25 protein-coding genes are annotated in these 26595 nt (G+C 65.2%); 21 read left to right on the top strand and 4 right to left on the bottom strand.

Going from position 1 to position 26595, the window contains the following annotated elements:
- The first annotated feature begins 11 nt into the window (after positions 1-11).
- From ispC to KHN96_RS09395, 13 genes are all read left to right on the top strand, one after another.
- Positions 12-1202 carry a 1-deoxy-D-xylulose-5-phosphate reductoisomerase gene (gene ispC, locus KHN96_RS09455; RefSeq protein WP_045786755.1) on the top strand — a complete coding sequence of 397 codons (1191 nt, stop codon included), beginning with the start codon at positions 12-14 and terminating at the stop codon, positions 1200-1202.
- An 87-nt stretch (positions 1203-1289) separates the two neighbouring features.
- Positions 1290-2678, top strand: coding sequence for an RIP metalloprotease RseP (gene rseP, locus KHN96_RS09450; protein WP_062739153.1), 1389 nt, complete (start codon positions 1290-1292; stop codon positions 2676-2678).
- 103 nt (positions 2679-2781) lie between these two features.
- Positions 2782-5079 carry an outer membrane protein assembly factor BamA gene (gene bamA, locus KHN96_RS09445; protein WP_045786757.1) on the top strand — a complete coding sequence of 766 codons (2298 nt, stop codon included), beginning with the start codon at positions 2782-2784 and terminating at the stop codon, positions 5077-5079.
- Entirely contained in the window at positions 5079-5633 is a 555-nt protein-coding gene (locus KHN96_RS09440) for an OmpH/Skp family outer membrane protein (RefSeq protein ID WP_045786758.1), read from the top strand. Before bamA ends, KHN96_RS09440 begins: the two co-directional genes overlap by 1 nt.
- Before the next feature lie 10 nt (positions 5634-5643).
- The gene (gene lpxD / locus KHN96_RS09435; RefSeq protein WP_045786759.1) at positions 5644-6717 is read left to right on the top strand and encodes a UDP-3-O-(3-hydroxymyristoyl)glucosamine N-acyltransferase; all 1074 of its coding nucleotides are present in this window, start codon (positions 5644-5646) and stop codon (positions 6715-6717) included.
- Complete coding sequence (gene fabZ, locus KHN96_RS09430; protein WP_045786760.1) at positions 6714-7208, top strand: 3-hydroxyacyl-ACP dehydratase FabZ; 495 nt, start codon at positions 6714-6716, stop codon at positions 7206-7208. The genes lpxD and fabZ overlap by 4 nt, the downstream gene beginning before the upstream one ends.
- The gene (gene lpxA, locus KHN96_RS09425; protein ID WP_045786761.1) at positions 7205-8017 is read left to right on the top strand and encodes an acyl-ACP--UDP-N-acetylglucosamine O-acyltransferase; all 813 of its coding nucleotides are present in this window, start codon (positions 7205-7207) and stop codon (positions 8015-8017) included. Before fabZ ends, lpxA begins: the two co-directional genes overlap by 4 nt.
- Before the next feature lie 32 nt (positions 8018-8049).
- Positions 8050-9183, top strand: coding sequence for a lipid-A-disaccharide synthase (lpxB, locus tag KHN96_RS09420; RefSeq protein ID WP_373271739.1), 1134 nt, complete (start codon positions 8050-8052; stop codon positions 9181-9183).
- 4 nt (positions 9184-9187) lie between these two features.
- Positions 9188-9886 (top strand): ribonuclease HII, encoded by a 699-nt coding sequence (gene rnhB, locus KHN96_RS09415; RefSeq protein WP_062739154.1) that lies wholly within the window; start codon positions 9188-9190, stop codon positions 9884-9886.
- A gap of 19 nt (positions 9887-9905) precedes the next feature.
- Complete coding sequence (locus KHN96_RS09410; RefSeq protein WP_045786764.1) at positions 9906-10688, top strand: TrmH family RNA methyltransferase; 783 nt, start codon at positions 9906-9908, stop codon at positions 10686-10688.
- A 137-nt stretch (positions 10689-10825) separates the two neighbouring features.
- Positions 10826-11701 carry a M24 family metallopeptidase gene (locus KHN96_RS09405; RefSeq protein WP_045786765.1) on the top strand — a complete coding sequence of 292 codons (876 nt, stop codon included), beginning with the start codon at positions 10826-10828 and terminating at the stop codon, positions 11699-11701.
- 18 nt (positions 11702-11719) lie between these two features.
- The gene (locus tag KHN96_RS09400; protein ID WP_062739155.1) at positions 11720-13519 is read left to right on the top strand and encodes an SDR family oxidoreductase; all 1800 of its coding nucleotides are present in this window, start codon (positions 11720-11722) and stop codon (positions 13517-13519) included.
- A gap of 32 nt (positions 13520-13551) precedes the next feature.
- Positions 13552-14448, top strand: coding sequence for a metal-dependent hydrolase (locus KHN96_RS09395; protein WP_062739156.1), 897 nt, complete (start codon positions 13552-13554; stop codon positions 14446-14448).
- 63 nt (positions 14449-14511) lie between these two features.
- On the opposite strand, the gene ppsR is transcribed toward KHN96_RS09395, so the two are convergent.
- Positions 14512-15375, bottom strand: a complete 864-nt coding sequence (ppsR, locus tag KHN96_RS09390) for a posphoenolpyruvate synthetase regulatory kinase/phosphorylase PpsR (RefSeq protein ID WP_045786768.1) — start codon at positions 15373-15375, stop codon at positions 14512-14514.
- 228 nt (positions 15376-15603) lie between these two features.
- Here ppsR and ppsA point away from each other — a divergent pair, with 228 nt between their 5' ends.
- The 3 genes from ppsA to KHN96_RS09375 all read left to right on the top strand — a co-directional run bounded on the left by ppsA (position 15604) and on the right by KHN96_RS09375 (position 19532).
- The gene (ppsA, locus tag KHN96_RS09385; protein ID WP_062739157.1) at positions 15604-17991 is read left to right on the top strand and encodes a phosphoenolpyruvate synthase; all 2388 of its coding nucleotides are present in this window, start codon (positions 15604-15606) and stop codon (positions 17989-17991) included.
- Between the two features lie 159 nt (positions 17992-18150).
- Positions 18151-18576 carry an NfeD family protein gene (locus KHN96_RS09380; RefSeq protein ID WP_062739158.1) on the top strand — a complete coding sequence of 142 codons (426 nt, stop codon included), beginning with the start codon at positions 18151-18153 and terminating at the stop codon, positions 18574-18576.
- A 29-nt stretch (positions 18577-18605) separates the two neighbouring features.
- Positions 18606-19532, top strand: coding sequence for an SPFH domain-containing protein (locus tag KHN96_RS09375; RefSeq protein ID WP_045786771.1), 927 nt, complete (start codon positions 18606-18608; stop codon positions 19530-19532).
- 27 nt (positions 19533-19559) lie between these two features.
- On the opposite strand, the gene smpB is transcribed toward KHN96_RS09375, so the two are convergent.
- Complete coding sequence (smpB, locus tag KHN96_RS09370; protein ID WP_045786772.1) at positions 19560-20006, bottom strand: SsrA-binding protein SmpB; 447 nt, start codon at positions 20004-20006, stop codon at positions 19560-19562.
- Between the two features lie 133 nt (positions 20007-20139).
- Here smpB and KHN96_RS09365 point away from each other — a divergent pair, with 133 nt between their 5' ends.
- Together KHN96_RS09365 and KHN96_RS09360 are read left to right on the top strand one after the other, a co-directional pair.
- Positions 20140-20577, top strand: coding sequence for a type II toxin-antitoxin system RatA family toxin (locus tag KHN96_RS09365; protein WP_045786773.1), 438 nt, complete (start codon positions 20140-20142; stop codon positions 20575-20577).
- Positions 20564-20917, top strand: a complete 354-nt coding sequence (locus tag KHN96_RS09360) for an RnfH family protein (RefSeq protein ID WP_045786774.1) — start codon at positions 20564-20566, stop codon at positions 20915-20917. The genes KHN96_RS09365 and KHN96_RS09360 overlap by 14 nt, the downstream gene beginning before the upstream one ends.
- Before the next feature lie 7 nt (positions 20918-20924).
- Here the strand turns inward: KHN96_RS09360 and KHN96_RS09355 are convergent, their stop codons facing one another.
- A complete protein-coding gene (locus KHN96_RS09355) occupies positions 20925-21461 on the bottom strand; it encodes a DUF4124 domain-containing protein (RefSeq protein WP_062739159.1) in 537 nt (178 codons plus the stop codon).
- 154 nt (positions 21462-21615) lie between these two features.
- Positions 21616-22557: a DMT family transporter gene (locus KHN96_RS09350; protein WP_062739160.1), complete on the bottom strand. Its 942-nt coding sequence runs from the start codon at positions 22555-22557 to the stop codon at positions 21616-21618.
- 181 nt (positions 22558-22738) lie between these two features.
- Here KHN96_RS09350 and guaB point away from each other — a divergent pair, with 181 nt between their 5' ends.
- The 3 genes from guaB (at position 22739) to guaA (ending at position 26497) form a co-directional block, all read left to right on the top strand.
- Positions 22739-24202: an IMP dehydrogenase gene (guaB, locus tag KHN96_RS09345; protein ID WP_045786777.1), complete on the top strand. Its 1464-nt coding sequence runs from the start codon at positions 22739-22741 to the stop codon at positions 24200-24202.
- Between the two features lie 122 nt (positions 24203-24324).
- Entirely contained in the window at positions 24325-24903 is a 579-nt protein-coding gene (locus tag KHN96_RS09340; RefSeq protein WP_045786778.1) for a hypothetical protein, read from the top strand.
- The gene (gene guaA, locus KHN96_RS09335; protein ID WP_045786779.1) at positions 24878-26497 is read left to right on the top strand and encodes a glutamine-hydrolyzing GMP synthase; all 1620 of its coding nucleotides are present in this window, start codon (positions 24878-24880) and stop codon (positions 26495-26497) included. The genes KHN96_RS09340 and guaA overlap by 26 nt, the downstream gene beginning before the upstream one ends.
- Positions 26498-26595 lie beyond the last annotated feature (98 nt).

Genomic DNA, 26595 nt, shown 5'->3' with positions numbered 1-26595 from the left:
GGCGTCCGGACATGATTCGCCTGACAGTTCTTGGCGCCACTGGCTCCATCGGCGACAGCACGCTCGACGTGGTGCGCCGCCATCCGGACAAGTACCGCATTCTGGCGCTCACGGCCAACGCGCAGGCCGACAAGCTTGCCGCACTGTGCCGCGAGTTTCATCCGCAAATGGCCGTGCTCGGCTCGGTGGCGGCGGCGGACGCCTTGCGCGACCACCTGGGCGCCGATGCGGCCGGTATCGATATTCGGTCCGGCGCCGATGCCCTCGAGGCCGCCGCCGCCCACCCCGATTGCGATGCGGTGATGGCCGCCATCGTCGGTGCGGCGGGGCTGCGTCCGACGCTGGCGGCCGTGCGCGCCGGCAAGCGCGTGCTTCTAGCGAACAAGGAGGCGCTTGTGATGTCGGGCGCGCTGTTCATGGAGGCGGTGCGCCAGCATGGCGCCACCGTGCTCCCGATCGACAGCGAGCACAACGCGATCTTCCAGTGTCTTCCGCCGCAGGCGCCGCAGTTTGGGCGCGGGGTGTCGCGCATCGTGCTGACCGCCTCGGGTGGTCCATTCCGCACGCGCGACGTCGATACGCTCGCCGATGTGACGCCAGACCAGGCCTGTGCGCACCCGAACTGGGTCATGGGTCGCAAGATCTCCGTCGACTCCGCCACCATGATGAACAAGGGGCTGGAAGTGATCGAGGCGTACTGGCTCTTCGGTGTGCCGGTAGAGCGCCTGGAGGTCCTGATTCACCCGCAGAGCGTGATTCACTCGATGGTCGGGTACGACGACGGCTCGGTACTCGCGCAACTGGGCAACCCCGACATGCGCACGCCGATCGCGTACGGGCTGGCCTATCCCGAGCGCATTGACGCGGGCGTGCCGCTGCTCGACCTTGCGGCCACCGGCACGCTGACGTTCGAGGCGCCGGACCTGCGCCGCTTTCCCTGTCTGGCGCTTGCCTTTGATGCGCTACGTGCCGGCGGCACGGCGCCTGCTGTGCTGAACGCAGCCAACGAGGTGGCCGTTGAGGCATTTTTGCAGCGCCGCATCCGGTTCACCGACATCGCTGCCGTGGTGGCCGATACCCTGGGCCGTGCGTCCATCGTTCCAGCCGACTCGCTGGACACCGTTTTTGCCGCCGACGCCCAGGCGCGGGCCCACGCGCAGCACTACATCGGAACTGCCCGTGTGCAACTGCCGGCCGCCTGAAAGCGGGCGGTCAGAGCGAGCGGGTAACATAGCGGCTTTGCGCGGGGCGATCCTGCGCATGTCCTTCAGTGCATCCGGAGAAGGTTCTTGCAGACTGTTTTAGCCTTTGTCTTCGCGATCGCGGTACTGATCGTCATTCATGAACTGGGCCATTACAGCGTCGCGCGCCTGTGCGGCGTCAAGGTGCTGCGTTTTTCGGTCGGCTTCGGCAAGGTGCTCTTCCGCCGTGTCGGCCGGGGGCCCGACCGTACGGAATGGACGATCTGCGCCATTCCCCTGGGCGGCTACGTCAAGATGCTCGGCGAAGGCTCGCGCGATCCGGAGAAGGATCCGCCCATCCTGCCCGAAGACTTGCCGCGGACGTTCGATCATCAGCCCGTCTATAAGCGATTCGCCATCGTTGCCGCGGGGCCGCTCGCCAATTTCCTGTTGGCGATCGTCCTGTATGCGGCGCTGGCGTGGGTCGGCGCCGTGGAGCCACTGCCCATCCTGGGCGCGCCGCCGCCCGGCAGCATTGCCGCGCAAGCCGATCTGCGGGCCAAGGACCGCGTGATTGCGGTCGGCACGGAAAGCGAGGCGCCCACGCCGGTCCGCAGCTGGAGCGACGTCCGCATGCGGTTGTACTCGGCCGGCATTGGTGGGCATGAGGCGGTGGTCGTGGTGCGCGGAACCGACGGCGCCGAGCGCACCGTCCGGCTGCAAGGCCTGCCGAGCGCCGCGCGCACGCCGCAGGCCGACGTGATCGACCAGATCGGTCTGCGCCTGCAAGGCGGCCCCGTGACGGTTGTCGATGTGCTGCCGGCCAGTGCGGCGGCCCGTGCCGGGTTGCAGGCCGGCGACCAGATCGTTCGCTTTGCCGGCGTGCCCGCAGACCAGGCGACCGACCTGATCCGCCAGATTCGCGCCATGCCCGAGCAGAATGCGTCGATCGATATCCTGCGCAATGGTGAGCCGATGACGCTGCCGGTGCGTCCGGATGCCAGCGCAGACCCGAAGAACCCGAATGGTCCGAGGCTCGGCAAGCTTGGCGCGCAACTGAATCAGAAGGTCGAAACGGCCCTGATCCGCGACGAGCCGGGCGCCGCATTCGCGCATGCCGTGCGTGAGGTTTGGCAGACTTCCGTGCTGTCGCTGCAGGTGCTGGGCAAGATGATCGTGGGGCAGGCGTCGCTGCAGAACCTGAGTGGCCCGATTACGGTGGCCGACTTTGCAGGCAAGGCGGCAAGCCTTGGCTGGCAGACGTTTGTGAGCTTTCTGGCGTTGATCAGCGTCAGCCTCGGCGTCCTGAACTTATTGCCCGTTCCGGTATTGGATGGGGGGCATTTGCTGTATTATTGCGTGGAATTTTTGACAGGCCGACCCGTGCCGGAATCCTGGCAAGCAGTCCTTCAGAAGATCGGCGTCGCCTGCATCCTGCTTCTCACTTCGCTCGCCTTGTACAACGATCTGAGTCGGTTATTCCTGACTCGAGGCTAGACGTGTTGCAAGCCTCATCGTTGCCACAGGCGTGAGCGGGCAACCCAGCGTTTCGAAAACACTCAGAAGTGGATTCCCAACCGGATCCAATTAGGGGATTAGATTGATCAGACAACATCGCTTCCCGCTCAGCGTGCTGGCGGCTTCCGTGCTGACCGTTACTGCCGGTCAGGCTCATGCAGTGGAGCCGTTCGTCGTCAAGGACATTCGCGTGGAGGGGGTACAGCGCGTCGAGCCGGGTACCGTGTTCGGCTATCTGCCCGTGAAGGTGGGTGAGACCTTCACCGACGACAAGGGCGCAGAATCGATCCGCGCGCTCTACAACACCGGCTTCTTCAAGGATGTGCAGATCCGCGCTGAGGGCAACGTGCTCGTGGTCCGCGTGGAAGAGCGCCCGGCCATCTCGCAGCTCGAATTCATCGGCTTCAAGGAGTTCGACAAGGAAGCGCTGCGCCGCACGCTGCGCGGCGTGGGCGTGGCCGAGGCCCGCTACTACGATAAGTCCCTGATCGATCGCGCCGAGCAGGAAATCAAGCGTCAGTACGTTTCGCGCGGCTACTACGCCGCCGAAGTGTCGACCACCGTCACGCCGGTCGATGCGAACCGTGTGTCGATCACGTTCACCGTGGACGAAGGCCCGACGGCCAAGATCCGCCAGATCAACATCGTCGGCAACAAGGCCTTCTCCGAAGGGGACCTGCGCGACGAGATGCAGCTTTCCACACCGAACTGGCTGTCGTGGTACACCAAGAACGATCTGTACTCGAAGCAGAAGCTCACGGCTGACCTGGAGGCGCTGCGTTCGTTCTACCTCGATCGCGGCTATCTCGAATTCGCCATTGAGTCGACCCAGGTTTCCATCACGCCGGACAAGAAGGACATCTACCTGACGCTGAACATCCACGAGGGTGAGCAGTACAAGGTGTCCGACATCAAGCTGACCGGCGAGCTGCTGGGCAAGCAGCCCGAAATGGAGAAGCTCATCAAGCTCAAGCAGGGCGACGTGTTCTCGTCGGCCAAGCTGTCGTCGACGACCAAGGCGATCACCGACCTGCTCGGCACGTACGGCTACGCGTTTGCGACCATCAACCCGCAGCCGCAGATCAACCAGAAGGACCGCACGGTTGCGCTGACGCTGGTGGTCGATCCGGGCCGTCGCGTGTACGTGCGCCGCGTCAACGTGGTAGGCAACAGCAAGACGCGCGACGAAGTCGTGCGCCGCGAAATGCGCCAGATGGAAGCCTCGTGGTTTGACGGCGAAAAGCTGCAACTCTCGCAGAACCGCATCAACCGCACGGGGTACTTCACCGACGCGAACATCACCACCGAGGACGTGCCGGGCACGGCCGACCAGGTCGATGTGAACGTCAACGTGACCGAGAAGCCGACCGGCCAGATCAACCTGGGTGTGGGCTTCTCGTCGACCGACAAGCTGGTGCTGTCGGCAGGTATCCGCCAGGACAACGTGTTCGGCTCCGGTACCAGCCTCGGCCTGGATGTGAACACGTCCAAGTCGAACCGCACGATTGCCGTCACGCAATACGATCCGTACTTCACGGTGGATGGCATCAGCCGCTCGACCGAGCTGTACTACCGCACGTACCGCCCGCTGTACTACACGGGTGACCAGGACTACCGCGTCGTCCAGCAGGGCGGCAACGTCAAGTTTGGTGTGCCGTTCTCGGAAACCGATACGGTCTTCTTCGGTATCGGCTACGAGCGCACGACCATCGACGTGACGGCCAACACGCCGCTGGCCTATCAGAACTACGTTGCCAAGAACGGCCGCATCACGAACAACTTCCCGATCACGATCGGCTGGTCGAAGGACCAGCGCGACAGTGCCCTGGTGCCGACGCGCGGCCGCTATCAGCAGGCCAACCTGGAATTCGGTATTCCGGGCGGCGATCTGCAGTACTACCGTGCGTACTACCAGCACCAGTACTTCTATCCGCTGTCGAAGTCGTTCACGATGGCGTTCAACAACGAAATCGGTTACGGCCACGGCTACGGCAAGAGCGACTTCCCGGTCTTCAAGAACTACTACGCTGGCGGTATCGGCTCGGTGCGCGGCTATGAAACCAGCACGCTCGGCCCGCGCGACGCCAACGGCGTGGCCATCGGTGGCGCGAGCAAGTTCGTCGGCAACATCGAGTTCATCTTCCCGCTGCCGGGTTCGGGCGTGGACCGTACCGTTCGCCTGTTCACGTTCTTCGACTACGGTAACGTGTTTGCAGAAGGCCAACCGTACAAGTTCAGCGAGATGCGGTATTCGACGGGCTTCGGGTTGTCGTGGCTCTCGCCGATCGGTCCGCTGAAGATCAGCATGGGCTTCCCGCTCAAGCGCAAGACCGAAGATCAAACGCAACGCTTCCAGTTCCAGATCGGGACTGCATTCTAATGACCGCATTCATCATGAAATCCACGCGCATCACGTTGTCCCGCATGGGCGTGTCCGCTGCATTTGTCGCGCTGGCTGCTGCCGGTGTTGCGTCGCCCGCCGCGGCGCAGGAAGCCCGCATCGCTGCCGTCAATTCGGAGCGCATCCTGCGCGATTCGCAGCCGGCCAAGGCGGCCCAGTCCAAGCTGGAAGCCGAGTTCGCCAAGCGCGACCGCGAACTGCAGGACATGGCCTCCAAACTCAAGGCCATGTCGGACAAGCTCGACAAGGATTCCGCCGTGCTGGCCGATTCCGACCGGACGCGCCGTCAGCGTGAGCTGTCGGACCTCGACCGTGACTTCCAGCGCAAGCAGCGCGAGTTCCGTGAAGACCTGAACCAGCGTCGCAACGAAGAGCTGGCCCAGGTGCTCGAGCGCGCCAACCGCGTCATCCGGTCGATCGCTGAACAGCGCAAGTACGACCTGATCGTGCAGGAAGCCGTGTACGTCAATCCCCGCATCGACATCACCGACGATGTGCTGAAGGCCCTGAACACTTCGCAATCGGCGAAATGAGGTTGTTCCCATGTCGTTTTCGCTTGGTGAGCTTGCCGCGTCGCTCGGCGCGACCGTCCAGGGTGACGCTGGCCTGATCGTCAAGTCGATCGCGCCGCTCGATCAGGCGGGCGCCGATCAGCTCGCTTTTCTTTCCAATCCGCTGTACCTCAACCAGGCCGTGAGTTCGGGCGCGGGCGCGATCATTGTGTCGGCCCGTGATCTGGAGACGCTCGAAAGCCAGGGGCACGTTGCCGGCCGGAACTGGCTGGTGGCCGCCAACCCGTATGCTGCATTTGCGCGCGTGGCGCAGCGCTTTGTTGCGCTGTCGGCGCGGCCCGTTGCGCCCGGCATTCACCCGAGCGCGAGCGTGGGCGAGGGTGCTGTGGTGCCTGCGTCGTGCTCGATCGGGCCGAACGTCATCATCGAAGCCGGCGCGGTGCTGGGCGAACGCGTGCGAATCGTCGGCAACAGCTTTGTGGGTGCGGGTGCGTGCATCGGCGATGACTCGCTCATTTACGCCAACGTTTCGATCTACCACGGCTGCGTGATCGGCGCGCGATGCATCGTGCATAGCGGCGCCGTGATCGGCGCAGACGGCTTTGGCTTTGCACCGGACTTTGGGCCGCAGGGCGGCGAGTGGGTGAAGATTCCGCAGATGGGCCGGGCCGTCATTGGAGACGACGTCGAGATCGGCGCGAACACCGCCATCGACCGCGGCGCCATGGCCGACACGGTGGTCGAACAGGGCTGCAAGATCGATAACCAGGTGCAGATCGCGCACAACGTGCATGTGGGCGCCTATACCGTCATCGCCGGTTGTGCCGCCATCTCGGGCAGCACCAAGATCGGGCGCTACTGCATCATCGGCGGCGCGGCCAATTTTGCCGGCCACCTGACGATTGCCGATCGCGTGACGGTGTCGGGCGGCACGTCCATCACCAAGTCCATCACCAAACCCGGTGGCCACTTCACCAGCGTCTTCCCGTTCATGCCGCATGGCGACTGGGAGCGCAACGCGGCCATCGTTCGAGGCCTGACGCGCATGCGCGAACGGTTGCAACAACTGGAACAGCAGGTCAAGGACCTGCGACAAGAATCATGACCGAAGCATCTAACGCGACGACGAGCCTCGTCAGCGATTTCAACATCAAGAAAATTCTGGACCTGCTGCCGCATCGTTATCCGATGCTGCTGGTGGATCGCGTGGTGGAGCTCGAGGCCGGCAAGCGCATCAAGGCCATCAAGAACGTGACGTTCAACGAGCCGTTCTTCAATGGCCACTTTCCGGGGCATCCGGTCATGCCAGGCGTGCTGATCCTGGAAGCGCTCGCGCAGACCGCTGCGCTGCTGACGTTTGGCGATCCGGATCATAAGCGCCAGGAGAACGATCTGTACCTGTTCACGGCCATCGACGCCGCCCGCTTCAAGCGTCAGGTTGTGCCGGGCGACCAGCTTTCCCTGAACGCCGAAGTGCTGCGCGGCAAGCGCGGCTTCTGGAAGTTCAAGGTGTTCGCCATGGTGGACGGTGAGCTTGCGGCGGAGGCCGAGATCATGTGCGCCATCATCAAGGACGAACCGAAGGGTGAGGCATGAGCGCCACCAAGATCCATCCGACCGCCCAGATCGACCCCAAGGCTGAGCTCGACTCGAGCGTGGAAGTCGGGGCCTTCACGGTCGTGGGGCCGAACGTGCGTATCGGCGCGGGCACGCGCATCGGCCACCACACGGTGGTGGAGGGGTACACGACGCTCGGCCGCGACAACAGCATCGGGCACTTCGCGTCCGTGGGCGGCCGCCCGCAGGACATGAAATATCGCGATGAGCCGACGCAGCTCATCGTGGGCGATCGCAACACCATCCGCGAGTTCACCACGATCCACACTGGCACTGCGCAGGATGCGGGCATCACGTCCATCGGCGATGACAACTGGATCATGGCCTACGTGCACATCGCACACGATTGCCGCGTCGGCAACCACACCGTGTTCTCCAGCAACGCGCAGATTGCCGGCCACGTGGAAGTGGGCGACTGGGCGATCCTGGGCGGCATGTCCGGCGTGCACCAGTTCGTGCGGATTGGCGCCCACGCCATGCTCGGTGGCGCCTCTGCGCTCGTGCAGGACGTCCCGCCATTCGTGATCGCCGCGAGCGACAAGGGCGGCAACAAGGCCGCCCCGCACGGCATCAACGTGGAAGGCCTGCGTCGCCGCGGCTTCACGGCGGAACAGATCACCGGCCTGCGCCAGGCGTACAAGCTGCTCTACAAGAGCGATCTGAGCTTCGACCAGGCCAAGGCCGAAATTGCCGCGCAGATGGCCCAGGCAAGCGATGCCCCGACCCGCGAGGCGCTCAGCACGTTTGCCGACTTCATTGCCGCGACCAAGCGCGGCATCGTGCGTTGACCGAGCCGACCGCGCCGGTGCGCCGCATCGGCATGGTGGCCGGCGAAGCGTCCGGCGATCTGCTGGCCTCGCTGCTGCTCAAGGGGCTGCATGCGCAGCTGCCCGCCGACATCGCCTACCGCGGCATCGGCGGGGCACGCATGGCCGAGCAGGGCTTTCAGTCGAACTGGCCGATGCACAAGCTGTCGGTCAACGGCTATGTGGAGGTGCTCGGCCAGTTGCGCGAGATCCTGGCGATCCGCAAGGAGCTCAAGCAGGACCTGCTGGCCAAGCCGCCGCTGGCCTTCATCGGCGTCGACGCGCCGGACTTCAATTTCAACGTCGAGATCGCGATGCGGCAGGCGGGTGTGCCGGTGGTGCACTTCGTGAGCCCGTCGATCTGGGCGTGGCGCGCGGGCCGCATCAAGACGATCGCCAAGGCGGTCGACCACATCCTGTGCCTGTTCCCGTTCGAGCCAGAGATCTATGCCAAGGCCGGGATTCCGGCCACCTATGTCGGGCATCCGCTGGCCGACGAGATCCCGCTTGTGCCGGACGTGGAAGGCGCCCGCACGCGCCTGGGGCTGCCGCTGGGCCGCAAGGTCGTTGCCGTGCTTCCGGGCAGCCGCAATTCCGAGGTGAAGCATCTCGGGCCGACGCTGTTTGCCGCCATGGCCCGCATGCAGCTGGTGGAGCCGGACCTCGCATTCGTGCTGCCGGCGGCCAATGCCATGCTGCGGGAGCGCATCGATGCGTTGCGTGCCCAGCATCCGGGCCTGCACCTGTGGGTGGTGGACGGCCAGTCACATGCAGCGATGGAGGCGGCCGATGTCATCCTGCTGGCCAGCGGCACGGCCACGCTCGAAGCCGCGCTGTACAAGAAGCCCATGGTCATCACTTACAAGGTGCCCTGGCTCACGGCGCAGATCATGAAGCGCAAGGGCTATCTGCCCTACGTGGGCCTGCCGAACATTCTCTCGGGCCGCTTCGTCGTGCCGGAGTTGCTGCAGGATGACGCGACGCCCCAGGCGCTCGCGCGCGAGACGCTGCTGCAGCTGAGCGACCACGCCAACGCCACGTTCCTGCGCGAGCACTTCACGCAGATGCACCTGACGCTCAAGCAGAACATGGCGGAGATCGGCGCGAAGGTCGTGGTCGATCTGCTGCGCAGCCGCGGCAGGCTCTGACACCATGGCTGGACGCAATCCCGATCCTGCGCAACTGGGTCTGCCGCTCGTGCAAGCGCCGGCGGGCAAGCGCGTGCGCCGCATCCTCTGCGGCGTGGACGAGGCCGGGCGCGGGCCGCTCGCCGGGCCCGTGACGGCCGCTGCGGTGATCCTCAACCCCCGCAAGCCCATCAAGGGCCTGGCCGATTCCAAGATCCTCACCGCCAAGAAGCGCGAGGCGCTGTACGAAGAGATCGTCGAGAAAGCCGTGGCCTGGCACGTCGCCGAAGCCACCGTTGAAGAAATCGACCGCATCAACATCCTGCACGCCACGATGCTCGCGATGCAGCGCGCCGTGCAGGGCGTGGCCGCTCAAGGCGCGCTGCCCGACCTCGTGCAGGTGGACGGTAACCGCTGCCCTCAGGTGGCGTTTGCCGTGGAGGCCGTCGTCAAGGGCGATGCGCTGGTGCCGGCCATCTCGGCGGCGTCCATCCTGGCCAAGGTCACGCGCGACCGGCAACTGGCCGCGCTGCATGTCGAATTCCCGCACTATGGTTTCGACGTCCATGCCGGCTACGGCACTCCACAACACCTCGCGGCAATCGACTTGCATGGCGTGACGCCGCATCATCGCCGCTCGTTCGCACCTGTGCGCCGCGCGCTGCAAGGCCTCACGGTGATGACCGCCGAAGCCGCCGCGGCCCAAAGCGCATGGGACGACTGACATTGGGCCCGATCATTCCGTGAAGCACATCACCTCCCGCGACAACGCGGTGTTCAAGCACCTCAAGGCGCTGTCGGGTTCCACGCAGCAGCGCCGGCGCGCCGGGCAGTCCATGCTCGATGGCGTGCATCTCGTCGCGGCCTATCTCGATGCCGGGTTCATACCGCAGCAGTGCCTCGTCTCTGAACGGCACCTGGCGCATCCCGAGGTCGCGCCACTGCTGGATCGCGTCGATCCGCAGACGATCATTCTGCTGGCCGACCCGTTGTTCAGCCAACTCACGACGGTCGTGAACGGGGTCGACGTGATGGCCCTGATCGACACCCCGGAAGGGCGCCTGCCGCATGTCATCGATGCCGACTGCGTGATCCTCGATGGCATCCAGGACGCCGGTAACGTGGGCTCGATCCTGCGTTGCGCCGCCGCCTCGGGTGTGCGCGACGTCTTCATGACGGCAGGCTGTGCCTTTGCGTGGTCCGCCAAGACGCTGCGCGCGGCAATGGGCGCGCATTTCCATCTCAATATCGTTGAGCACTGCACGTTCGAGAGCGTGAAGTCGCGCCTGCAAGTGCCGTTGCTGGCGACGTCCTCGCATGCCAGGCAGGCGGTGTTCGATGTACGGCTCGATACGCCCGTTGGCTGGGTGTTCGGCAATGAAGGCGCAGGCGTGTCGGACGTCTGGCTTTCCGCGGTGACCACTCCCGTCGTGATTCCTCAGCCGGGCGGGATGGAATCCCTGAACGTGGCTGCCGCGGCAGCCATCTGCCTGTTCGAGGCTGTGCGCCAACGTCGGGCGCGTTAGGGCGCCATTTTTCTGCCGACTGTCCATCACACGGTGTTTTCAAACGCCAAAACCTGCATTGACTTTGCCATTGAGTAATGGAACATTGGTGGCGGCACCGTTGAGCGCCCCAGATAACCAGACTCAAGGAGACCGCCATGCCGACCCCCACGCTGGCGCACGTCAATATGGACGAACTGGCGCAATTCCGCGAAATCCAGCAGCTTGCCTACCAGTGCGTCGAGGCCGTCGGAGCCATGCTTCGCCCGGGCATGACGGAAAAGGATGCTGCCAAGCTGCTCACCGAATGGCTTGGCGATCGCGGCGTACACGACTGGCTGCACAAGCCGTTTGCCTGGTTTGGTGATCGCACGGCGTTCCAGGGTTTTTCGGGCCTTGCTCACTTGGGCGGCTTCAATCTGGCGTTCTTTCCATCGTCGCGGCGGCTGGAAGAGAACATGCCCGTCATCCTCGACGTGGCGCCGGTGCGCAATGGCGTGATTGCCGATGTCGGCTACGCCATGTGCCTCGGGGAGAACGCCATCCTCGAGCAACTGCAGGACGACCTGATGGCGCACCGCGAACGCATCGTGCGGCTGGTCCGCGAGCGACGCTCGATGGCGGATGTGGCACGTGCGGTGGACCAGCTCTGCATGAAGCAGGGCGTGGAACCGCGCCACAAGGCGTATCCGTTCAAGGTGCTCGCGCATCGCGTGGCAAAGCTGCAGAGGCCGTCCACGCCGCGCTTCGTGGCGCGGTTCGGGCTGAACGCCACGCGCAACCTGATGCTCGAGCAGGTGCGCAGCGGCAAGCAGGAGGGGTGGTCGCCGCTGTGGTCGATCGACCGGCGCTCGGAACATGCACCGGTGCCCGGCCTGTGGGCGGTCGAGCCTCACCTGGGCTTCCACGGCGTTGGCGCCAAGTTCGAGGAGCTGCTCGTCATTACGGAGGACGATGCGTATTGGCTCGACGACGACCTGCCGCACGTGCGCCGCTGGCAGCAGCGCCAGATGACACAACAGCGCGCGGCCTGACGGCGCCGGAGGTTTCCGATGCAGACGCTTCTCGAAGAGGCCCCGCTGGCGCTGTTCGAGCCGGCCGCGGCGTTCCCGCGCGCCGAGCGCACCGTGCACTCCGGCGACGTCACGCTGGCCGTCAAAACGTGGGGCGACCCGGCGCGCCCGACCGTCGTGCTCGTCCACGGCTATCCCGACAACAGCGAGGTCTGGCACGACATGGCACCGCTGCTCGCGCGCGACTACTACGTCATCGCCTACGACGTGCGCGGCGCAGGGCGATCGAGCGCACCCAGGGGGATGCGCCACTACACCTTCGCGCGGCTCACCGGGGACTTCATCGCTGTCATCGATACACTGAGCCCGGGCAAGCCCGTCCACCTCATCGCGCATGACTGGGGCTCGATCCAGTCGTGGGAATTCGTGACGGAGGAACGCCTGCGCGGGCGCATCGCGTCGTACACGTCGTGCTCGGGACCGTGCCTCGACCACGTCGGGCATTGGATGCGCGCGCGGCTGCTGCGGCCGACGCCGGCGTCGCTGGGCAAGATGCTGGGGCAGCTCGTGCGCTCGTGGTACGTGCTGCTGTTCCACCTGCCGATCGTGCCGGAGCTGAGCTGGCGCCTGTGGCTGGGCCGCGCCTGGCCACGCGTGCTTCGCCGCGTGGAGAAGACCGCCATCACGCCGCGCGCGACACAGACGGCAGACGGCGTGAACGGCGTGTCGCTGTATCGCGCCAACTTCATCCGCAGCCTGTTTGCGCCGCGCAAGCGTGTCGCACACGCGCCGGTGCAGGTCATCGTGCCGACGCTGGACAAGTACGTCAGCCCAGCGTTGTCGGAAGACCTGTCGCGCTGGGCGCCGCAGTATTGGCGGCGGGAGGTCGTTGCGGGGCACTGGCTGCCCGTTACGCACGCGGGGCGCATGGCCGAGCTGGCGCGCGAGCTGATCGACCACATCGAAGGCGCGCCGGAGCCCGAAGCGCTGCAGCGCGCCCGCCAACATGGCGACCGCAGGCCACTCGCGGGCAAGCTGGCCGTCATCACGGGGGCGGGCAGCGGCATCGGCCGGTGTGCGGCGCTCGAGTTTGCCGAGCAGGGCGCAGCCATTGTCGCCGTCGACATCCGGGCCGAAGACGCCGAGCGCACCGCCACGCTGGTCCGGCTCAGCGGCGGCGTGGCGTGGGCGCGCGCCGCCGACGTCGGCAGCGCGGAGCAGATGGAGGCGCTGGTCGAGTGGGTCGGCAAGGCGCTTGGCGGCGCGGACATCGTCGTCAACAACGCGGGCATCGGCATGGCCGGCGGCATTGTCGACACCACCGAGGGCGATTGGCAACGCGTCCTGCATGTGAACGTGTGGGGCGTGATCCACGGCGCACGGCTGTTCGCGCGGCAGATGGTCGAGCGTGGGCAGGGCGGGCACATCCTGAATACCGCCTCGGCCGCGTCGTTTGCTCCGTCGCGCGATCTCGCGGCCTATGCGACGACGAAAGCCGCAGTGCTGATGCTGTCCGAATGCATGCGGGGCGAGCTCGCCGGGCACGGCATCGGCGTTTCGGCCATCTGCCCGGGTTTTGCGCAGACCGGGATCATGGCCTCGACCGTCTATGCCGGTGCCACCGTGGCGCGGCAGGCGCAATTGCGCGCCCGCGCAACCCGGCTCTACCAGCTGCGCGGCCTGAAACCCGAAATGGTCGCCAAAGCGATGCTGCGCGCGGTGCTGCGCAACCAGCCCGTCGTCACGATCGGCATCGAGGCGCATGCGTCGCGCTTGATCTCCCGCTATGCGCCATGGCTCGGCAGGCTGATCGCGCGTGTGAGCATCACCGGTGATTGAGTGCGGCGAACGAGAACGACAGGAGACCCGCCATGACCGCGCCCGACTATTACATCAAGGCCCGCCACGTCCGCTTCGACTGGGCGAACACGCCCATCCAGTGGATTCCCGGCGACCCGTCCAGCACGCACATCATCAACATCCTCAACCTGCTGTTTCCCGCTGGGGAGTTGTGGTTCTGCCGCGTCTACAACAAGGCCCTGCCGTTGATTGCCGACACGAAGCTGCGCGCCGACGCGGAGGGCTTCCTGCGGCAGGAGGCCGTCCATTCGCGCTCGCATGGCGGTGTGCTTGCGCATTACTACAAGGACCACGGCATTGACACGCAACCCTTCACGCAACGGCTGGACTGGCTGTTCTCGAAGGTGCTCGGCGAACGGCCGCTCGGCCTGAAGATCGGCCACACCCGTTTCTGGTTGCGACAGCAGCTCGGCATCATCGCCGCGCTGGAGCACTTCTTCGGCTATCTCGGTAACTGGGTGCTCAACGCAAAGGGGCTGGATGCCGCCCACGCCGATCCGGTCATGCTCGACCTCCTGCGCTGGCACGGCGCCGAGGAAGTCGAGCACCGCACCGTGGCGTTCGACATCTTCCGCCACATGGGTGGGACGTACGCCGAGCGCTGCTTCCACATGCTGACCACGATCCTGCTGTTGCTGTATTTCCTGGTCACGGGCTTCCGCTTCATGTACAAGCGCGATCCGGGCGCGAGGCGCTTTCCCGGCTTCATCCGCGGATGGTGGCACGGCTCGCGGCGAGGCTGCCTGCCGTCGTTCTGGAAGATGCTGGGGGCGGCGCTGCGCTATTTCCGGCCGAGCTACACGCCGCATCACGAGGGCTCCACCGAGCAGGCACTGGCATATCTGGCGAGCTCGCCCGCGGCGCAAGCCGCTGCCCACGGTGGCAACTGGGTGCGCAACGGAGCCTGACCGGGCGCCGCAAAAGCAAAACGGCCGGTGCAATGCCGGCCGTCTTCCTCGGGAACGTCGCGTTCAGTAGTTGTTGTGCTCCATCTTGATGTCCTGCAGGATCGTCGTGGCAATTTCCTCGATGGACTTGTGCGTCGACGACAGCCACTTGATCCCCTCGCGCCGCATCAACGATTCCGCCTCGTTCACTTCATAGCGGCAGTTTTCCAGGGCCGCATATTTGCTGCCTGGGCGACGTTCGTTCCGGATTTCCGACAGGCGCTGCGGATCGATGGACAGCCCGAAGATCTTGCTCTTGTAGTCGTACAGCACCGAGGGCAGCTTGCCGCGCTCGAAATCGTCCGGGATGAGCGGGTAGTTGGCCGACTTCACGCCGTATTGCATCGCCAGGTAGAGGCTCGTCGGCGTCTTGCCGCTGCGCGAGACCCCCACCAGGATCACATCGGCCTCCGCCAGGTTCTTGTGTGACTGACCGTCATCGTGCGCAAGTGAAAAGTTGATTGCCTCGATGCGGTTCTTGTACGCCTCGGTATCGGCGTTCTGGTGGAAGCGGCCGATGGCGTGGGTCGACTTCAGGCCGAGTTCCTTCTCGAGCGGCTCGATGAAGGTCTGGAACATGTCCAGGATGGTGGCCTTGGCCCGATGGACGATCTCGTTGGCCTCCGCATCCACCAGCGTGGTGAAGACGATCGGCTTCACCCCTTCGGCGTGGAATGCCTCGTTGATCTTGGCGACCGCAACATGCGCCTTGTCGATCGTGTCGACAAACGGAATCCGCACCTGGCGGAACTTCATTTCAAACTGGGCCAGGATCGAATGGCTGAAGGTCTCAGCGGTGATCCCGGTGCCATCCGACACGATGAACACGGTGCGGACGGGCGCGCGGGCGGCAGCGGGGGTGCCAGATGAGGCGGCGAGGTCAGTCATCGAAAAGGAGGGGTTTTTCCAGCACGCCGGCAGGAATTCGTGCTGCGGCACGGTAGAATAGCGGCGATCGTTTAGCTAAGCAATTCGGGCCCGTCCGGCGTCAGACAATGTCAGAGCCGCCGCCGCGGCGCCGCTGCGGATGGCTTAGCCAAGCGATTCGTGCGGCCAGACGACAAGAGCAAAGCCCGCGCGCATCCGACCGGTTTTTCACTTAGTTTAGGGGCTTGTATGACTAACCTGTCGCAAGACGGCGCCTATGTGCTGCCGTTCGAGCAATTGCGGATGACCGATGTCGAGGTCGTTGGTGGTAAGAACGCTTCGCTGGGCGAGATGATCTCCCAGCTGGACAGCGCCGGCGTGCGCGTTCCGGGCGGTTTTGCCACCACGGCACTGGCGTTCCGCGATTTCCTTGCACACAACAACCTGACCGAGCGCATCTCCAAGCGCCTGGCCAGCCTCGACGTCGATGACGTCAAAGCGCTGGCCGCCGCCGGCAAGGAGATCCGCGAGTGGGTCGCCACCGCGCCGTTCCAGCCGCGCCTGGAGCAGGAAATCCGCGAGCACTACGAGCGCGTGTCCAAGCGCGAAGGTGCCGAGGCCTCCTTCGCGGTGCGTTCGTCCGCCACCGCCGAGGACTTGCCCGACGCGTCGTTCGCCGGCCAGCAGGAGAGCTATCTCAACGTGCTCGGTATCGACGATGTGCTCGACAAGATCAAGCACGTCTTCGCCTCGCTGTACAACGATCGCGCGATTTCGTACCGCGTCCACAAGGGCTTCGCCCACGACGTGGTGGCACTGTCGGCCGGTATCCAGCGCATGGTGCGTTCCGATTGCGGCGCTTCGGGCGTGATGTTCACGATCGATACCGAATCGGGTTTCCAGGATGTCGTTTTCATCACCTCCAGCTACGGCCTGGGCGAAACGGTGGTGCAGGGCGCCGTGAACCCGGACGAGTTCTACGTCTTCAAGCCGACGCTGGCGGCGGGCAAGTACCCGATCATCCGCCGCTCGATCGGCTCCAAGCTGATCAAGATGGAATTCACCGCGCCAGGCGAAGCCGGTCGTGTGAAGACCGTCGACGTGCCGGGTGAGCTGCGCAACCGCTACTCGATCACCGACGACGACGTGACGGAGCTGGCCAAGTACGCCGTCATCATCGAGAAGCACTACGGCCGCCCGATGGACATCGAGTGGGGCAAGGACGGCAAGGACGGCAAGATCTACATTCTGCAGGCCCGCCCCGAGACCGTGAAGAGCCAGGCTGCCGGCAAGGTCGAGCAGCGCTTCCGCCTGAAGGGTTCGGCACCGGTGCTCACCACCGGCCGCGCCATTGGCCAGAAGATCGGCACGGGCCCGGTGCGCGTGATCAACGATCCGGCCGAGATGGAACGCGTGCAGCCGGGCGACGTGCTCGTCGCCGACATGACCGACCCGAACTGGGAGCCGGTGATGAAGCGCGCCTCCGCCATCGTCACGAACCGTGGCGGCCGTACGTGCCACGCAGCCATCATCGCGCGTGAACTCGGCGTGCCGGCCGTGGTCGGCTGCGGCGATGCCACCGACGTGCTGAAGGACGGCACGCTGGTGACCGTTTCCTGCGCCGAAGGCGACGAAGGCAAGATCTACGACGGCCTGCTGGAAACCGAAGTGACCGAAGTGCAGCGGGGCGAAATGCCCACGATCAGCACGAAGATCATGATGAACGTCGGCAACCCGCAACTGGCGTTCGATTTCTGCCAGATCCCGAATGGCGGCGTGGGCCTGGCCCGTCTGGAATTCATCATCAACAACAACATCGGCGTCCACCCAAAGGCGATTCTCGACTATCCCCAGGTCGACAGCGACCTGAAGAAGGCCGTGGAAAGCGTGGCCCGCGGCCATGCCAGCCCGCGCGCGTTCTACGTCGACAAGCTGGCCGAGGGCGTGGCGACGATTGCCGCCGCGTTCTATCCGAAGCCCGTCATCGTGCGCCTGTCGGACTTCAAGTCCAATGAGTACAAGAAGCTGATCGGTGGTTCGCGCTATGAGCCGGACGAAGAAAACCCGATGCTGGGCTTCCGTGGCGCCTCGCGCTACATCGCCGAGGACTTTGCCGAAGCGTTCGAGATGGAATGCCGCGCCATGAAGCGCGTGCGCGACGAGATGGGCCTGACCAACGTCGAGGTGATGGTCCCGTTTGTGCGCACGCTCGGCCAGGCCGAGAAGGTTGTCGAGCTGCTGGCCAAGTACGGCCTGAAGCGCGGCGAGAACGGCCTGCGCCTGATCATGATGTGCGAAGTGCCGTCCAACGCGATCCTGGCCGAGCAGTTCCTGCAGTACTTCGACGGCTTCTCGATCGGTTCGAACGACCTGACGCAGCTCACGCTGGGCCTGGACCGGGACTCCGGCATGGAGCTGCTGGCCAAGGATTTCGATGAGCGCGATCCGGCGGTCAAGTTCATGCTGCAGCGCGCGATCTCCACGGCGCTGTCGATGAACAAGTACGTCGGCATCTGCGGTCAGGGCCCGTCCGATCATCCGGATTTTGCCGAGTGGCTGGCCAAGGAAGGCATCTCGTCGATCTCGCTGAACCCGGATTCGGTGATCGAAACCTGGCAGAAGCTGGGCTCGGCCTGAGCTAGAGTGTTGTAAGACAAGGTGCGTATCCTTCGGGGTGCGCGCCAACAAGAACGCGAAGTGCCCGGCAGCGCGAGATGCTGGCGGGGGCCGAGCGACATGCCCCCGCAGACGTGCAGCGTCGCGGGGGCTTTTTTCTGGGATTCAGGGAGAGGGAGTATGTCGGCTCAGACCGTCTGGTTCGTGCTTGCCGTGCTGCTCGTCATCGGCGAGCTGATGACGGGGACGTTCTATCTGCTGATGGTCGCGATGGGCCTGGTGGCTGGCGGCCTGGCGGCGCTGTCCGGCCTGGCATTCCCCGCCCAGGCCGTGGTCGCGGCGATCATCGCGGTGTTCGGCATCGTGGCGCTGCGGCGGTCGCGCTACGGCCGTATCCCGCGCGAAGATGCCGCTCGCAACCGCAACGTCAATCTGGATATCGGGGAGGTGCTGCGGGTCGATGCGTGGTCGCCCGAGCACCGTGCGCGCGTGCAATACCGCGGTGCCGCATGGGACGTTGAGTTGGCACCCGATGCAGCGGCGTCGGCCGGTGAATTCCGCATTGTTGAAGTCCGCGGCAACGTGCTTGTCGTTGCCCCCAAATAACAACCCACACGCCCAACCACGGAGGTTCTATGTTCGAGCTGGGGACTCTCGCGATCATCGTCCTGTTTGCGGCCATTGTGCTCATCGCGCAGGGCATCAAGATCGTGCCGCAGCAGCACGCCTGGATTCTGGAGCGCCTGGGCAAGTACCACGCAACGCTGTCGCCGGGGCTCAATATCGTGCTGCCGTTTGTCGACCGGGTCGCCTACAAGCACGTGCTCAAGGAAATCCCGCTCGACGTGCCGAGCCAGATCTGCATCACCAAGGACAACACGCAACTGCAGGTGGACGGCATCCTGTACTTCCAGGTGACCGACCCGATGCGGGCCTCGTACGGTTCGAGCAATTTCGTGATCGCTATCACGCAGCTCGCGCAGACGACCCTGCGCTCCGTGGTCGGCAAGCTCGAGCTCGACAAGACGTTCGAGGAGCGCGATTTCATCAATCACAGCGTGGTCAACGCGCTGGACGAGGCGGCCTCGAACTGGGGCGTGAAGGTGCTGCGCTATGAGATCAAGGATCTGACGCCGCCGAAGGAGATCCTGCACGCCATGCAGGCGCAGATCACGGCGGAGCGCGAAAAGCGTGCGCTGATCGCGGCATCGGAAGGGAAGCGCCAGGAGCAGATCAACCTGGCGTCCGGCGCGCGCGAGGCCGCGATCCAGAAGTCGGAAGGCGAGAAGCAGGCGGCCATCAACAAGGCGCAGGGCGAGGCGGCAGCCATTCTTGCCGTGGCCGAGGCCAACGCGCAGGCCATCCAGAAGATCGGTCAGGCGATCCGCACCGAAGGCGGTATCGACGCGGTCAACCTGAAGGTGGCGGAGGAGTATGTGAGCGCGTTCGGCAACCTGGCCAAGCAGGGCAACACGCTCATCGTGCCGGGCAACATGGGCGACCTGAGCACGATGATTGCGTCAGCATTGACGATCGTGAAGCAGCAGCGGCCCAGCGCCTGAAGCGCAGTGAAAGGAATGCGCGAGGGCTCAGGCCTTTTCGCGCATGAGGCGCGCCTTTTCGCGCTGCCAGTCGCGGTTCTTTTCGGTTTCGCGCTTGTCGAAGAGCTTTTTGCCCTTGGCCAGACCGATTTCGCACTTCACGCGGCCGCGCGTGTAGTGCAGGTTGAGCGGCACGAGCGTGTATCCGCGCTGCTCGACCTTGCCGATGAGCTTCTTGATCTCCTCGGCATGCAGCAGCAGCTTGCGGGTGCGCACGGGATCAGGCTTGACGTGGGTGGAGGCCGATTGCAAGGGGCTGATGTGGGCGCCGATCAGGAACAGCTCCGCATTGCGGATCACGACGTAGCCTTCCTTGATCTGCGCGCGGTTGGCGCGGATGGCCTTCACCTCCCAGCCCTCGAGTACGATGCCCGCCTCGTAGCGCTCTTCGATGAAGTAATCGAAAAAGGCTTTCTTGTTGTCGGCGATGGTCATACGTTGGAATGTGCGGTGGGCGCATCAGGGAAGCGGCTTCCATGTGCGCTGCGATAAAATGGCGAGTTTAACAAATCCGCCGCAAGTCCCGATCAGCAAGGGGCAAGCGGCGCGCAAAGCTTCCGGATGACGCATGGCAGACGTTGAAAAAACCGTGTTGATCGGCTACTCGGCCGAACAGATGTTCGACCTGGTGACCAACGTCAAGGACTATCCGAACTTCCTGCCGTGGTGCGGCGGGGTGGAAATCTACGAGCAGACCGAAACGTCGCTCGACGCGCGCGTGGACATCGCTTTCAAGGGCATCCACCAGTTCTTCCGCACGCGCAACACGCAAACACGGCCGACACGCATCGATATGACGTTCGCCGACGGGCCTTTCAAGGCCTTCACCGGTTTCTGGATTTTTACGCCGCTGCGCGCCGATGCCTGCAAGATCAACTTCCACCTGCATTACGAATTTTCCAGCGTGATCCTGGAAAAGCTGATCGGCCCGGTGTTCAGCATGATCGCCAACACCTTTGTCGATTCGTTCGTCAAGCGCGCCGAGACGGTCTATGGCGAATCCTGATTGCATCGACGTGATGGTCTGCCTGGCGACGGTCGTGCCGCCGAGGCTCGTCCATGTGCGGGTGCCTGCCCGCGCGACGGTGGCCGACGCGGTGCGCGTGTCCGGCCTGCTCAACGAATCGGAACTCGCATCGGACGCGTGCCGGCTGGCGGTCTACGGCAAGCGCACGACGCCCGATGCGCCGTTGCACGCGCGCGACCGCGTGGAAATCCTCGGGCCGCTGATTGCCGACCCGAAGACCGCGCGTCGCCGCCGCGTGCAGAAGGTGCGTGCCACGGGCACGCGCGAAGGACTGAAATGGCTGCGCAACGAGGCGCCCAAGGGCGACGTCGTGGAATGACGCGCGCTCAGCTGCAGTTCGCGCTGATCGCGGCCTGGTTGCGCTGAACCGCGGCGGCGCGCTGGTTGTCGTCCATGTACGCGATCGAGCCATCGGCCTGCGCGGTGCCGACGCGGCGGCCTTCCTGCATATAAGCCGTCTCGTTGCGCAGCCGCTGGCATTCTGCCTGTTTGCGCTGTGCGGCTTCGGCCTGCCTGGCTTCCTCCTGTTCCTTCTTGGCCCGATCGGCCAGCCGCTTGCGCAGTTCTTCGTCGGGGTTGGACGCGGCCACGGCAGAAGCCGGCTGGCCCGGCTTCGCCGTGGCGGCGTCGGCGGCCTTGGCGCTCGACGCCGCGGCGGGAAGTGCCTCATACGCCGTCGCCGTGCGGCTGTTCGGGTTGCGGATGATGCGGCTGGGTGGAACGGAGGGCGGCGGCGCGGCGTCGCTGTAGACCATCTGTCCCTTCTCGTCGCGCCATTGCCACGCCCACTGGGCAGAGGCGGCCGGGCAGGCGATGGCGATCAGGGTGGCAGCGGCAGGCAGCAAGACGTGCAGTCGTTTCATGGAGTTCTCGTTCGATGGACTGCCGGCGGCGCGCTGGCCGACCCGACGACGGCCCCACGGCGCGCACGGAGGCCGGTGGCGTGATCGCCACTCGATGATCCAGGCCGACGGCATGGCCGCGCCTGTTGACTCGCCCCCCGGCAAGGCGCCCAGTTTATGCAGACTTGTCTTCGGCGTGCAAGCGCACCGACCAGCCGACACCCACGATCAGCAGCGCGATGGCGGCAATCTCGAGCGGGCGCGGCCAGCGGCCGTCGTACACGAAGCCGTATGCCAGGGCGAACAGCGTCTCGAACACGATCATCTGGCCCGACAGCGTGAGCGGCAGGCGCCGTGACGCGACGTTCCACAGGTTGTTGCCGATCAGCGACGCCCCCAGGGCGACAGCCGCATTGACTACCCAGAACGTGGTCCAGACGCGCCCGCCGCCGCTGGCCCAGGCTGTGCCGGCCACCAGCAGCGCGATCACCGTCAATGCGGCCGACAGCACGCCGGTCGACATGCCGTACAGCGCCGACCATTCGTTGCCCGAGAAATGCGGATTGCGCTGCAGGTACCGGGCGTTGTCCACGGCGTACCACGTCCAACTGCACAGCGCGCCGACCGCGCACGCGATACCGGCAATGCGCTGCCATACCGGGCGGGCAGGGTCGGCTGCCGCGGCCGCCTGCCCGAACACGTCGACATTGATGCAGACGATGCCGGCGGCCACCACGGCCAGCGGCCCGATCAGCCGGGAGAGGGGCGCGGCGCCGTGGTCGCCGCGGCCCAGCACCGTCACGGTAATGGGCAGGACGCCGATGATGAGCGATGCAGGCGCGACGCCGGCCAGTTGGACGGCAAAGGCCAGTAGGACGTAATAGACGAGGTTGCCTGCGCAGGACTGGCGCACCAGCGCGAGGCAATCGGCGCGGGTGAGTTTGCGGGCAATGCGCGCAAGCTGCGGCGCGGTGGCAATGATTGCGATGGCGCCGTAGGCGAGGTAGCGGCCGAGGGTCAGTTCCCACGGCGAGAACGCCGGCAGCGCCCGGGGCGCAATGAAGACCATGCCCCACATGGCCCCTGCCAGAAGGGCGCACAATACGCCAATTCCCATTTCGAAGACGCGCGGAGCCGGCACCCTCGCCATACGGGGCCTCCCCACAAGAGCGGCCGCTGGCGGCGCAGGGCACCAATCGGTGCGTGCGCGAAGAAAAATTTATCGAGCATAGCACGGGTCTCTACAATCGTGGGGCGAATTCCCGTATAATCCGATTTTGCGCCTAGAGGAAATTGCTATGCGTCTTGTCCAGAAAGCACTCACGTTCGATGATGTGCTGCTCGTCCCGGCCTACTCGGCCGTCCTGCCCCGCGATACGTCTCTTCGCACCAAGCTCACCCGTTCAATCGAACTCGCCATTCCGCTCGTGTCCGCCGCCATGGATACGGTCACGGAAGCACGGCTCGCCATCGCCATGGCGCAGCAAGGTGGCATCGGTATCGTCCACAAGAACCTGAAGCCGGAAGAACAGGCGCGCGAAGTCGCCAAGGTCAAGCGCTTTGAATCGGGCGTGCTGCGCGACCCGATCACCATCGGTCCGGACATGAAGATCCGCGACGTGATGGCGCTGTCGGCCCAGCACGGCATCTCGGGCTTCCCGGTGCTGGAAGGCAAGAAGGTGGTGGGCATCATCACCAACCGCGACCTGCGTTTCGAAGAGGAGCTGGACGCCCCGGTGCGCGCCAAGATGACGCCGGGCGAGAAGCTCGTCACCGTCAAGGAAGGCGCCTCGCTGGAAGAAGCCAAGCGCCTGATGAACAAGCACCGACTGGAGCGTGTGCTGGTGGTGGGCGACGCTTTCGAGCTGCGCGGCCTCATCACCGTCAAGGATATCCAGAAGGCCACCGAATACCCGCTTGCCTCGAAGGACGAGCGGGGCTCGCTGCGTGTGGGCGCCGCGGTCGGCGTCGGGCCGGACAATGATCTGCGCGTCGAACTGCTGGTCAAGGCCGGCGTGGACGTGATTGTCGTCGACACGGCGCACGGCCACAGCCAGGGCGTGCTCAACCGCGTGCGCTGGATCAAGGACAACTACCCGCAAGTGCAGGTGATCGGCGGCAACATCGCCACGGCTGAAGCCGCCAAGGCGCTGGTCGACCACGGCGCGGATGGCGTCAAGGTGGGTATTGGCCCGGGCTCGATCTGCACGACCCGGATCGTTGCCGGCGTCGGCGTGCCGCAGATTACGGCGGTCTCCAACGTGGCCGAGGCGCTGAAGAACACCGGCGTGCCGCTCGTTGCCGACGGCGGGATCCGCTACTCGGGCGACGTCGCCAAGGCGCTCGCGGCCGGTGCGCACACCGTGATGATGGGCGGCATGTTCGCCGGCACGGAAGAAGCCCCGGGCGAGGTGTTCCTGTACCAGGGCCGCTCGTACAAGAGCTACCGCGGCATGGGCTCGGTGGGCGCCATGAAGGATGGCGCGGCCGACCGCTACTTCCAGGAAGACAACACCGCCAACGTCGACAAGCTCGTGCCGGAAGGCATCGAGGGCCGTGTGCCGTTCAAGGGTTCGGTGCTGCCGATCGTGCACCAGCTCACGGGCGGCATCCGCTCGTCGATGGGCTACTGCGGCTGCGCGTCGATTGCCGAATGGCACGAGAAGAGCCAGTTTGTCGAGATCACCGCCGCCGGCATGCGCGAATCACACGTGCACGACGTGCAGATCACGAAGGAAGCGCCGAACTATCACCGCGACTGATCCGGTCGTCCACAAGATAGAAGGCAAGCAGTACTGCCGCCGGGGCGCGCGGGCGCTCCGGCCGATCCATGGAATCAACCGGTGGCCGAGGCACGGGCGGCCGCCCGCAACTGGAGAGGATGATGAAAGCGCTTCTGCGAATCGTTCTGTTTCTGGATGCGGCTGTCGCACTGTGCGTCGGTCTCGTCCTGCTGGCCTCGCCGATGACATCGATCTTCGGCGCGCTGCAACTGCCGCAGCCGGATCCGGCCATGTATGGCCAGCTCCTCGGCGTTGTGCTGGTCGGCCTGGCCTGGCTGCTGTGGTACGCCACCGTCAACGGGCAGCTCACCAGTGCCGTGGCGCAGGTGATCGGCCATGTGAACCTGGCCGTGGCCGTGCTCGTGATCGCGTGGCTGCTGTTCTTCCACCTGCCGGTGGAAGGTGCAGGACGCATCTGGCTGCCCACGTTTGCTGCCGTGCTGGCCGCATTCTCCGCCGTGCAGATTCCTGCGTCGCGCCGCGTGCGCACCAACGAGCGCGTGCGCGCGCAGAAGGCCAAGGAAGAGGCCTTTGCCGCCCGCGAACGAGAGCGCGCAGAGAAAGTCCAACGCAAAGAACCCGCTTACATGCCGCCGCCCGGCTACGGCCCCGGCACTGAAGTCGACACGATCGCCGATTCCCTCCCTCCACAACATGCACGACAAAGTCCTCATCCTTGATTTCGGCTCGCAGGTCACGCAACTGATCGCGCGGCGTGTGCGCGAAGCCCACGTCTACTGCGAAATCCATCCGAACGACGTGTCCGACGCCTTTGTGCGCGAGTTCGCGCCCAAGGCCATCATCCTGTCCGGCAGCCATGCCAGTACCTATGAAGACCACCAGCTGCGCGCGCCGCAAGCGGTGTGGGACCTGGGCGTGCCGGTGCTCGGCATCTGCTACGGCATGCAGACCATGGCCGTGCAACTGGGCGGCAAGGTGGAGTGGAGCGACCACCGCGAATTCGGCTATGCCGAGGTGCGCGCGCACGGCCACACCCGCCTGCTCAAGGACATCCAGGATTTCTCCACGCCCGAAGGCCACGGCATGCTCAAGGTGTGGATGAGCCACGGCGACAAGGTCACCGAACTGCCGCCGGGCTTCAAGCTGATGGCGTCCACGCCGAGTTGCCCGGTCGCCGGCATGGCTGACGAGGCGCGCGGCTACTACGCCGTGCAGTTCCACCCGGAAGTCACGCACACCGTGCAGGGCCGCGCGATGCTAGAGCGGTTCGTGCTGGAGATCGCCGGCGCCAAGCCCGACTGGATCATGCGCGACCACATCGAGGAAGCCGTCAAGGCGATCCGCGAACAGGTCGGCGATGAAGAGGTCATCCTGGGCCTGTCGGGCGGTGTGGATTCGTCGGTGGCGGCAGCCCTGATTCACCGCGCCATCGGCGATCAGCTGACCTGCGTGTTCGTCGACCACGGCCTGCTGCGCCTGGACGAAGGCAAGATGGTCATGGACATGTTCGCCGGCCGCCTGCACGCGAAGGTCGTGCACGTCGACGCGTCGGAGCAGTTCCTCGGCCATCTGGCCGGCGTGACCGATCCGGAAGCCAAGCGCAAGATCATCGGCCGCGAGTTCGTCGAGGTGTTCCAGGCCGAGGCCAAGAAGCTGACGAATGCCAAGTGGCTCGCCCAAGGCACGATCTACCCCGACGTGATCGAATCGGGCGGCGCCAAGACCAAGAAGGCCACGACCATCAAGAGCCACCACAACGTGGGCGGCCTGCCGGAAACGCTGGGTCTGAAGCTGCTCGAACCGCTGCGCGACCTGTTCAAGGACGAGGTGCGCGAGCTGGGCGTGGCGCTCGGCCTGCCGCACGAAATGGTGTATCGCCATCCGTTCCCGGGCCCGGGCCTGGGCGTGCGGATCCTGGGCGAGGTCAAGCGCGAATACGCCGACCTGCTGCGCCGTGCCGATGCGATCTTCATCGAAGAACTGCGCGGCACCAAGGCGACGGCGCAAGACGCCGCAGCGGGCCTGTGCGGCGAGGGCGATGTCGGCAAGAGCTGGTACGACCTGACGAGCCAGGCGTTTGCGGTGTTCCTGCCCGTCAAGTCCGTCGGCGTGATGGGCGATGGCCGCACGTACGACTATGTGACCGCGCTGCGCGCCGTGCAGACGACCGACTTCATGACCGCCCACTGGGCGCACCTGCCGTACGCGTTGCTGGGCCGGGTGTCGAACCGCATCATCAATGAAGTGCGCGGGCTGAACCGGGTCGTGTATGACGTGTCGGGCAAGCCGCCTGCGACGATCGAGTGGGAGTGAAACGAGTCCGTCGCGGACTGTCGCGAAACTGTCGTGACGTGTCGATTCGAGCGACGTTGCGTCACGACTGCCGTCAGCCGCTATCGCCGGCCAGCAGG

This window comes from Ralstonia mannitolilytica (genome assembly GCF_905397375.1).
GTDB lineage: Bacteria > Pseudomonadota > Gammaproteobacteria > Burkholderiales > Burkholderiaceae > Ralstonia > Ralstonia mannitolilytica.
This window is presented reverse-complemented; position numbering and strand designations above follow the sequence as displayed.

What these genes read in the sequence shown, in the direction of transcription:
- KHN96_RS09380 (WP_062739158.1), top strand. Translation starts at nt 18,151, where the DNA reads ATGTCGGCTCAGACCGTCTGGTTCGTGCTTGCCGTGCTGCTCGTCATC.
- rnhB (WP_062739154.1), top strand. Translation starts at nt 9,188, where the DNA reads ATGGCTGGACGCAATCCCGATCCTGCGCAACTGGGTCTGCCGCTCGTG.
- KHN96_RS09400 (WP_062739155.1), top strand. Translation starts at nt 11,720, where the DNA reads ATGCAGACGCTTCTCGAAGAGGCCCCGCTGGCGCTGTTCGAGCCGGCC.
- guaB (WP_045786777.1), top strand. Translation starts at nt 22,739, where the DNA reads ATGCGTCTTGTCCAGAAAGCACTCACGTTCGATGATGTGCTGCTCGTC.
- lpxD (WP_045786759.1), top strand. Translation starts at nt 5,644, where the DNA reads ATGTCGTTTTCGCTTGGTGAGCTTGCCGCGTCGCTCGGCGCGACCGTC.
- KHN96_RS09405 (WP_045786765.1), top strand. Translation starts at nt 10,826, where the DNA reads ATGCCGACCCCCACGCTGGCGCACGTCAATATGGACGAACTGGCGCAA.
- KHN96_RS09355 (WP_062739159.1), bottom strand. Translation starts at nt 21,461, where the DNA reads ATGAAACGACTGCACGTCTTGCTGCCTGCCGCTGCCACCCTGATCGCC.
- lpxB (WP_373271739.1), top strand. Translation starts at nt 8,050, where the DNA reads ATGGTGGCCGGCGAAGCGTCCGGCGATCTGCTGGCCTCGCTGCTGCTC.
- fabZ (WP_045786760.1), top strand. Translation starts at nt 6,714, where the DNA reads ATGACCGAAGCATCTAACGCGACGACGAGCCTCGTCAGCGATTTCAAC.
- KHN96_RS09340 (WP_045786778.1), top strand. Translation starts at nt 24,325, where the DNA reads ATGAAAGCGCTTCTGCGAATCGTTCTGTTTCTGGATGCGGCTGTCGCA.
- guaA (WP_045786779.1), top strand. Translation starts at nt 24,878, where the DNA reads ATGCACGACAAAGTCCTCATCCTTGATTTCGGCTCGCAGGTCACGCAA.
- ispC (WP_045786755.1), top strand. Translation starts at nt 12, where the DNA reads ATGATTCGCCTGACAGTTCTTGGCGCCACTGGCTCCATCGGCGACAGC.
- ppsA (WP_062739157.1), top strand. Translation starts at nt 15,604, where the DNA reads ATGACTAACCTGTCGCAAGACGGCGCCTATGTGCTGCCGTTCGAGCAA.
- lpxA (WP_045786761.1), top strand. Translation starts at nt 7,205, where the DNA reads ATGAGCGCCACCAAGATCCATCCGACCGCCCAGATCGACCCCAAGGCT.
- KHN96_RS09350 (WP_062739160.1), bottom strand. Translation starts at nt 22,557, where the DNA reads ATGGGAATTGGCGTATTGTGCGCCCTTCTGGCAGGGGCCATGTGGGGC.
- KHN96_RS09440 (WP_045786758.1), top strand. Translation starts at nt 5,079, where the DNA reads ATGACCGCATTCATCATGAAATCCACGCGCATCACGTTGTCCCGCATG.
- KHN96_RS09375 (WP_045786771.1), top strand. Translation starts at nt 18,606, where the DNA reads ATGTTCGAGCTGGGGACTCTCGCGATCATCGTCCTGTTTGCGGCCATT.
- KHN96_RS09395 (WP_062739156.1), top strand. Translation starts at nt 13,552, where the DNA reads ATGACCGCGCCCGACTATTACATCAAGGCCCGCCACGTCCGCTTCGAC.
- ppsR (WP_045786768.1), bottom strand. Translation starts at nt 15,375, where the DNA reads ATGACTGACCTCGCCGCCTCATCTGGCACCCCCGCTGCCGCCCGCGCG.
- KHN96_RS09360 (WP_045786774.1), top strand. Translation starts at nt 20,564, where the DNA reads ATGGCGAATCCTGATTGCATCGACGTGATGGTCTGCCTGGCGACGGTC.
- smpB (WP_045786772.1), bottom strand. Translation starts at nt 20,006, where the DNA reads ATGACCATCGCCGACAACAAGAAAGCCTTTTTCGATTACTTCATCGAA.
- KHN96_RS09365 (WP_045786773.1), top strand. Translation starts at nt 20,140, where the DNA reads ATGGCAGACGTTGAAAAAACCGTGTTGATCGGCTACTCGGCCGAACAG.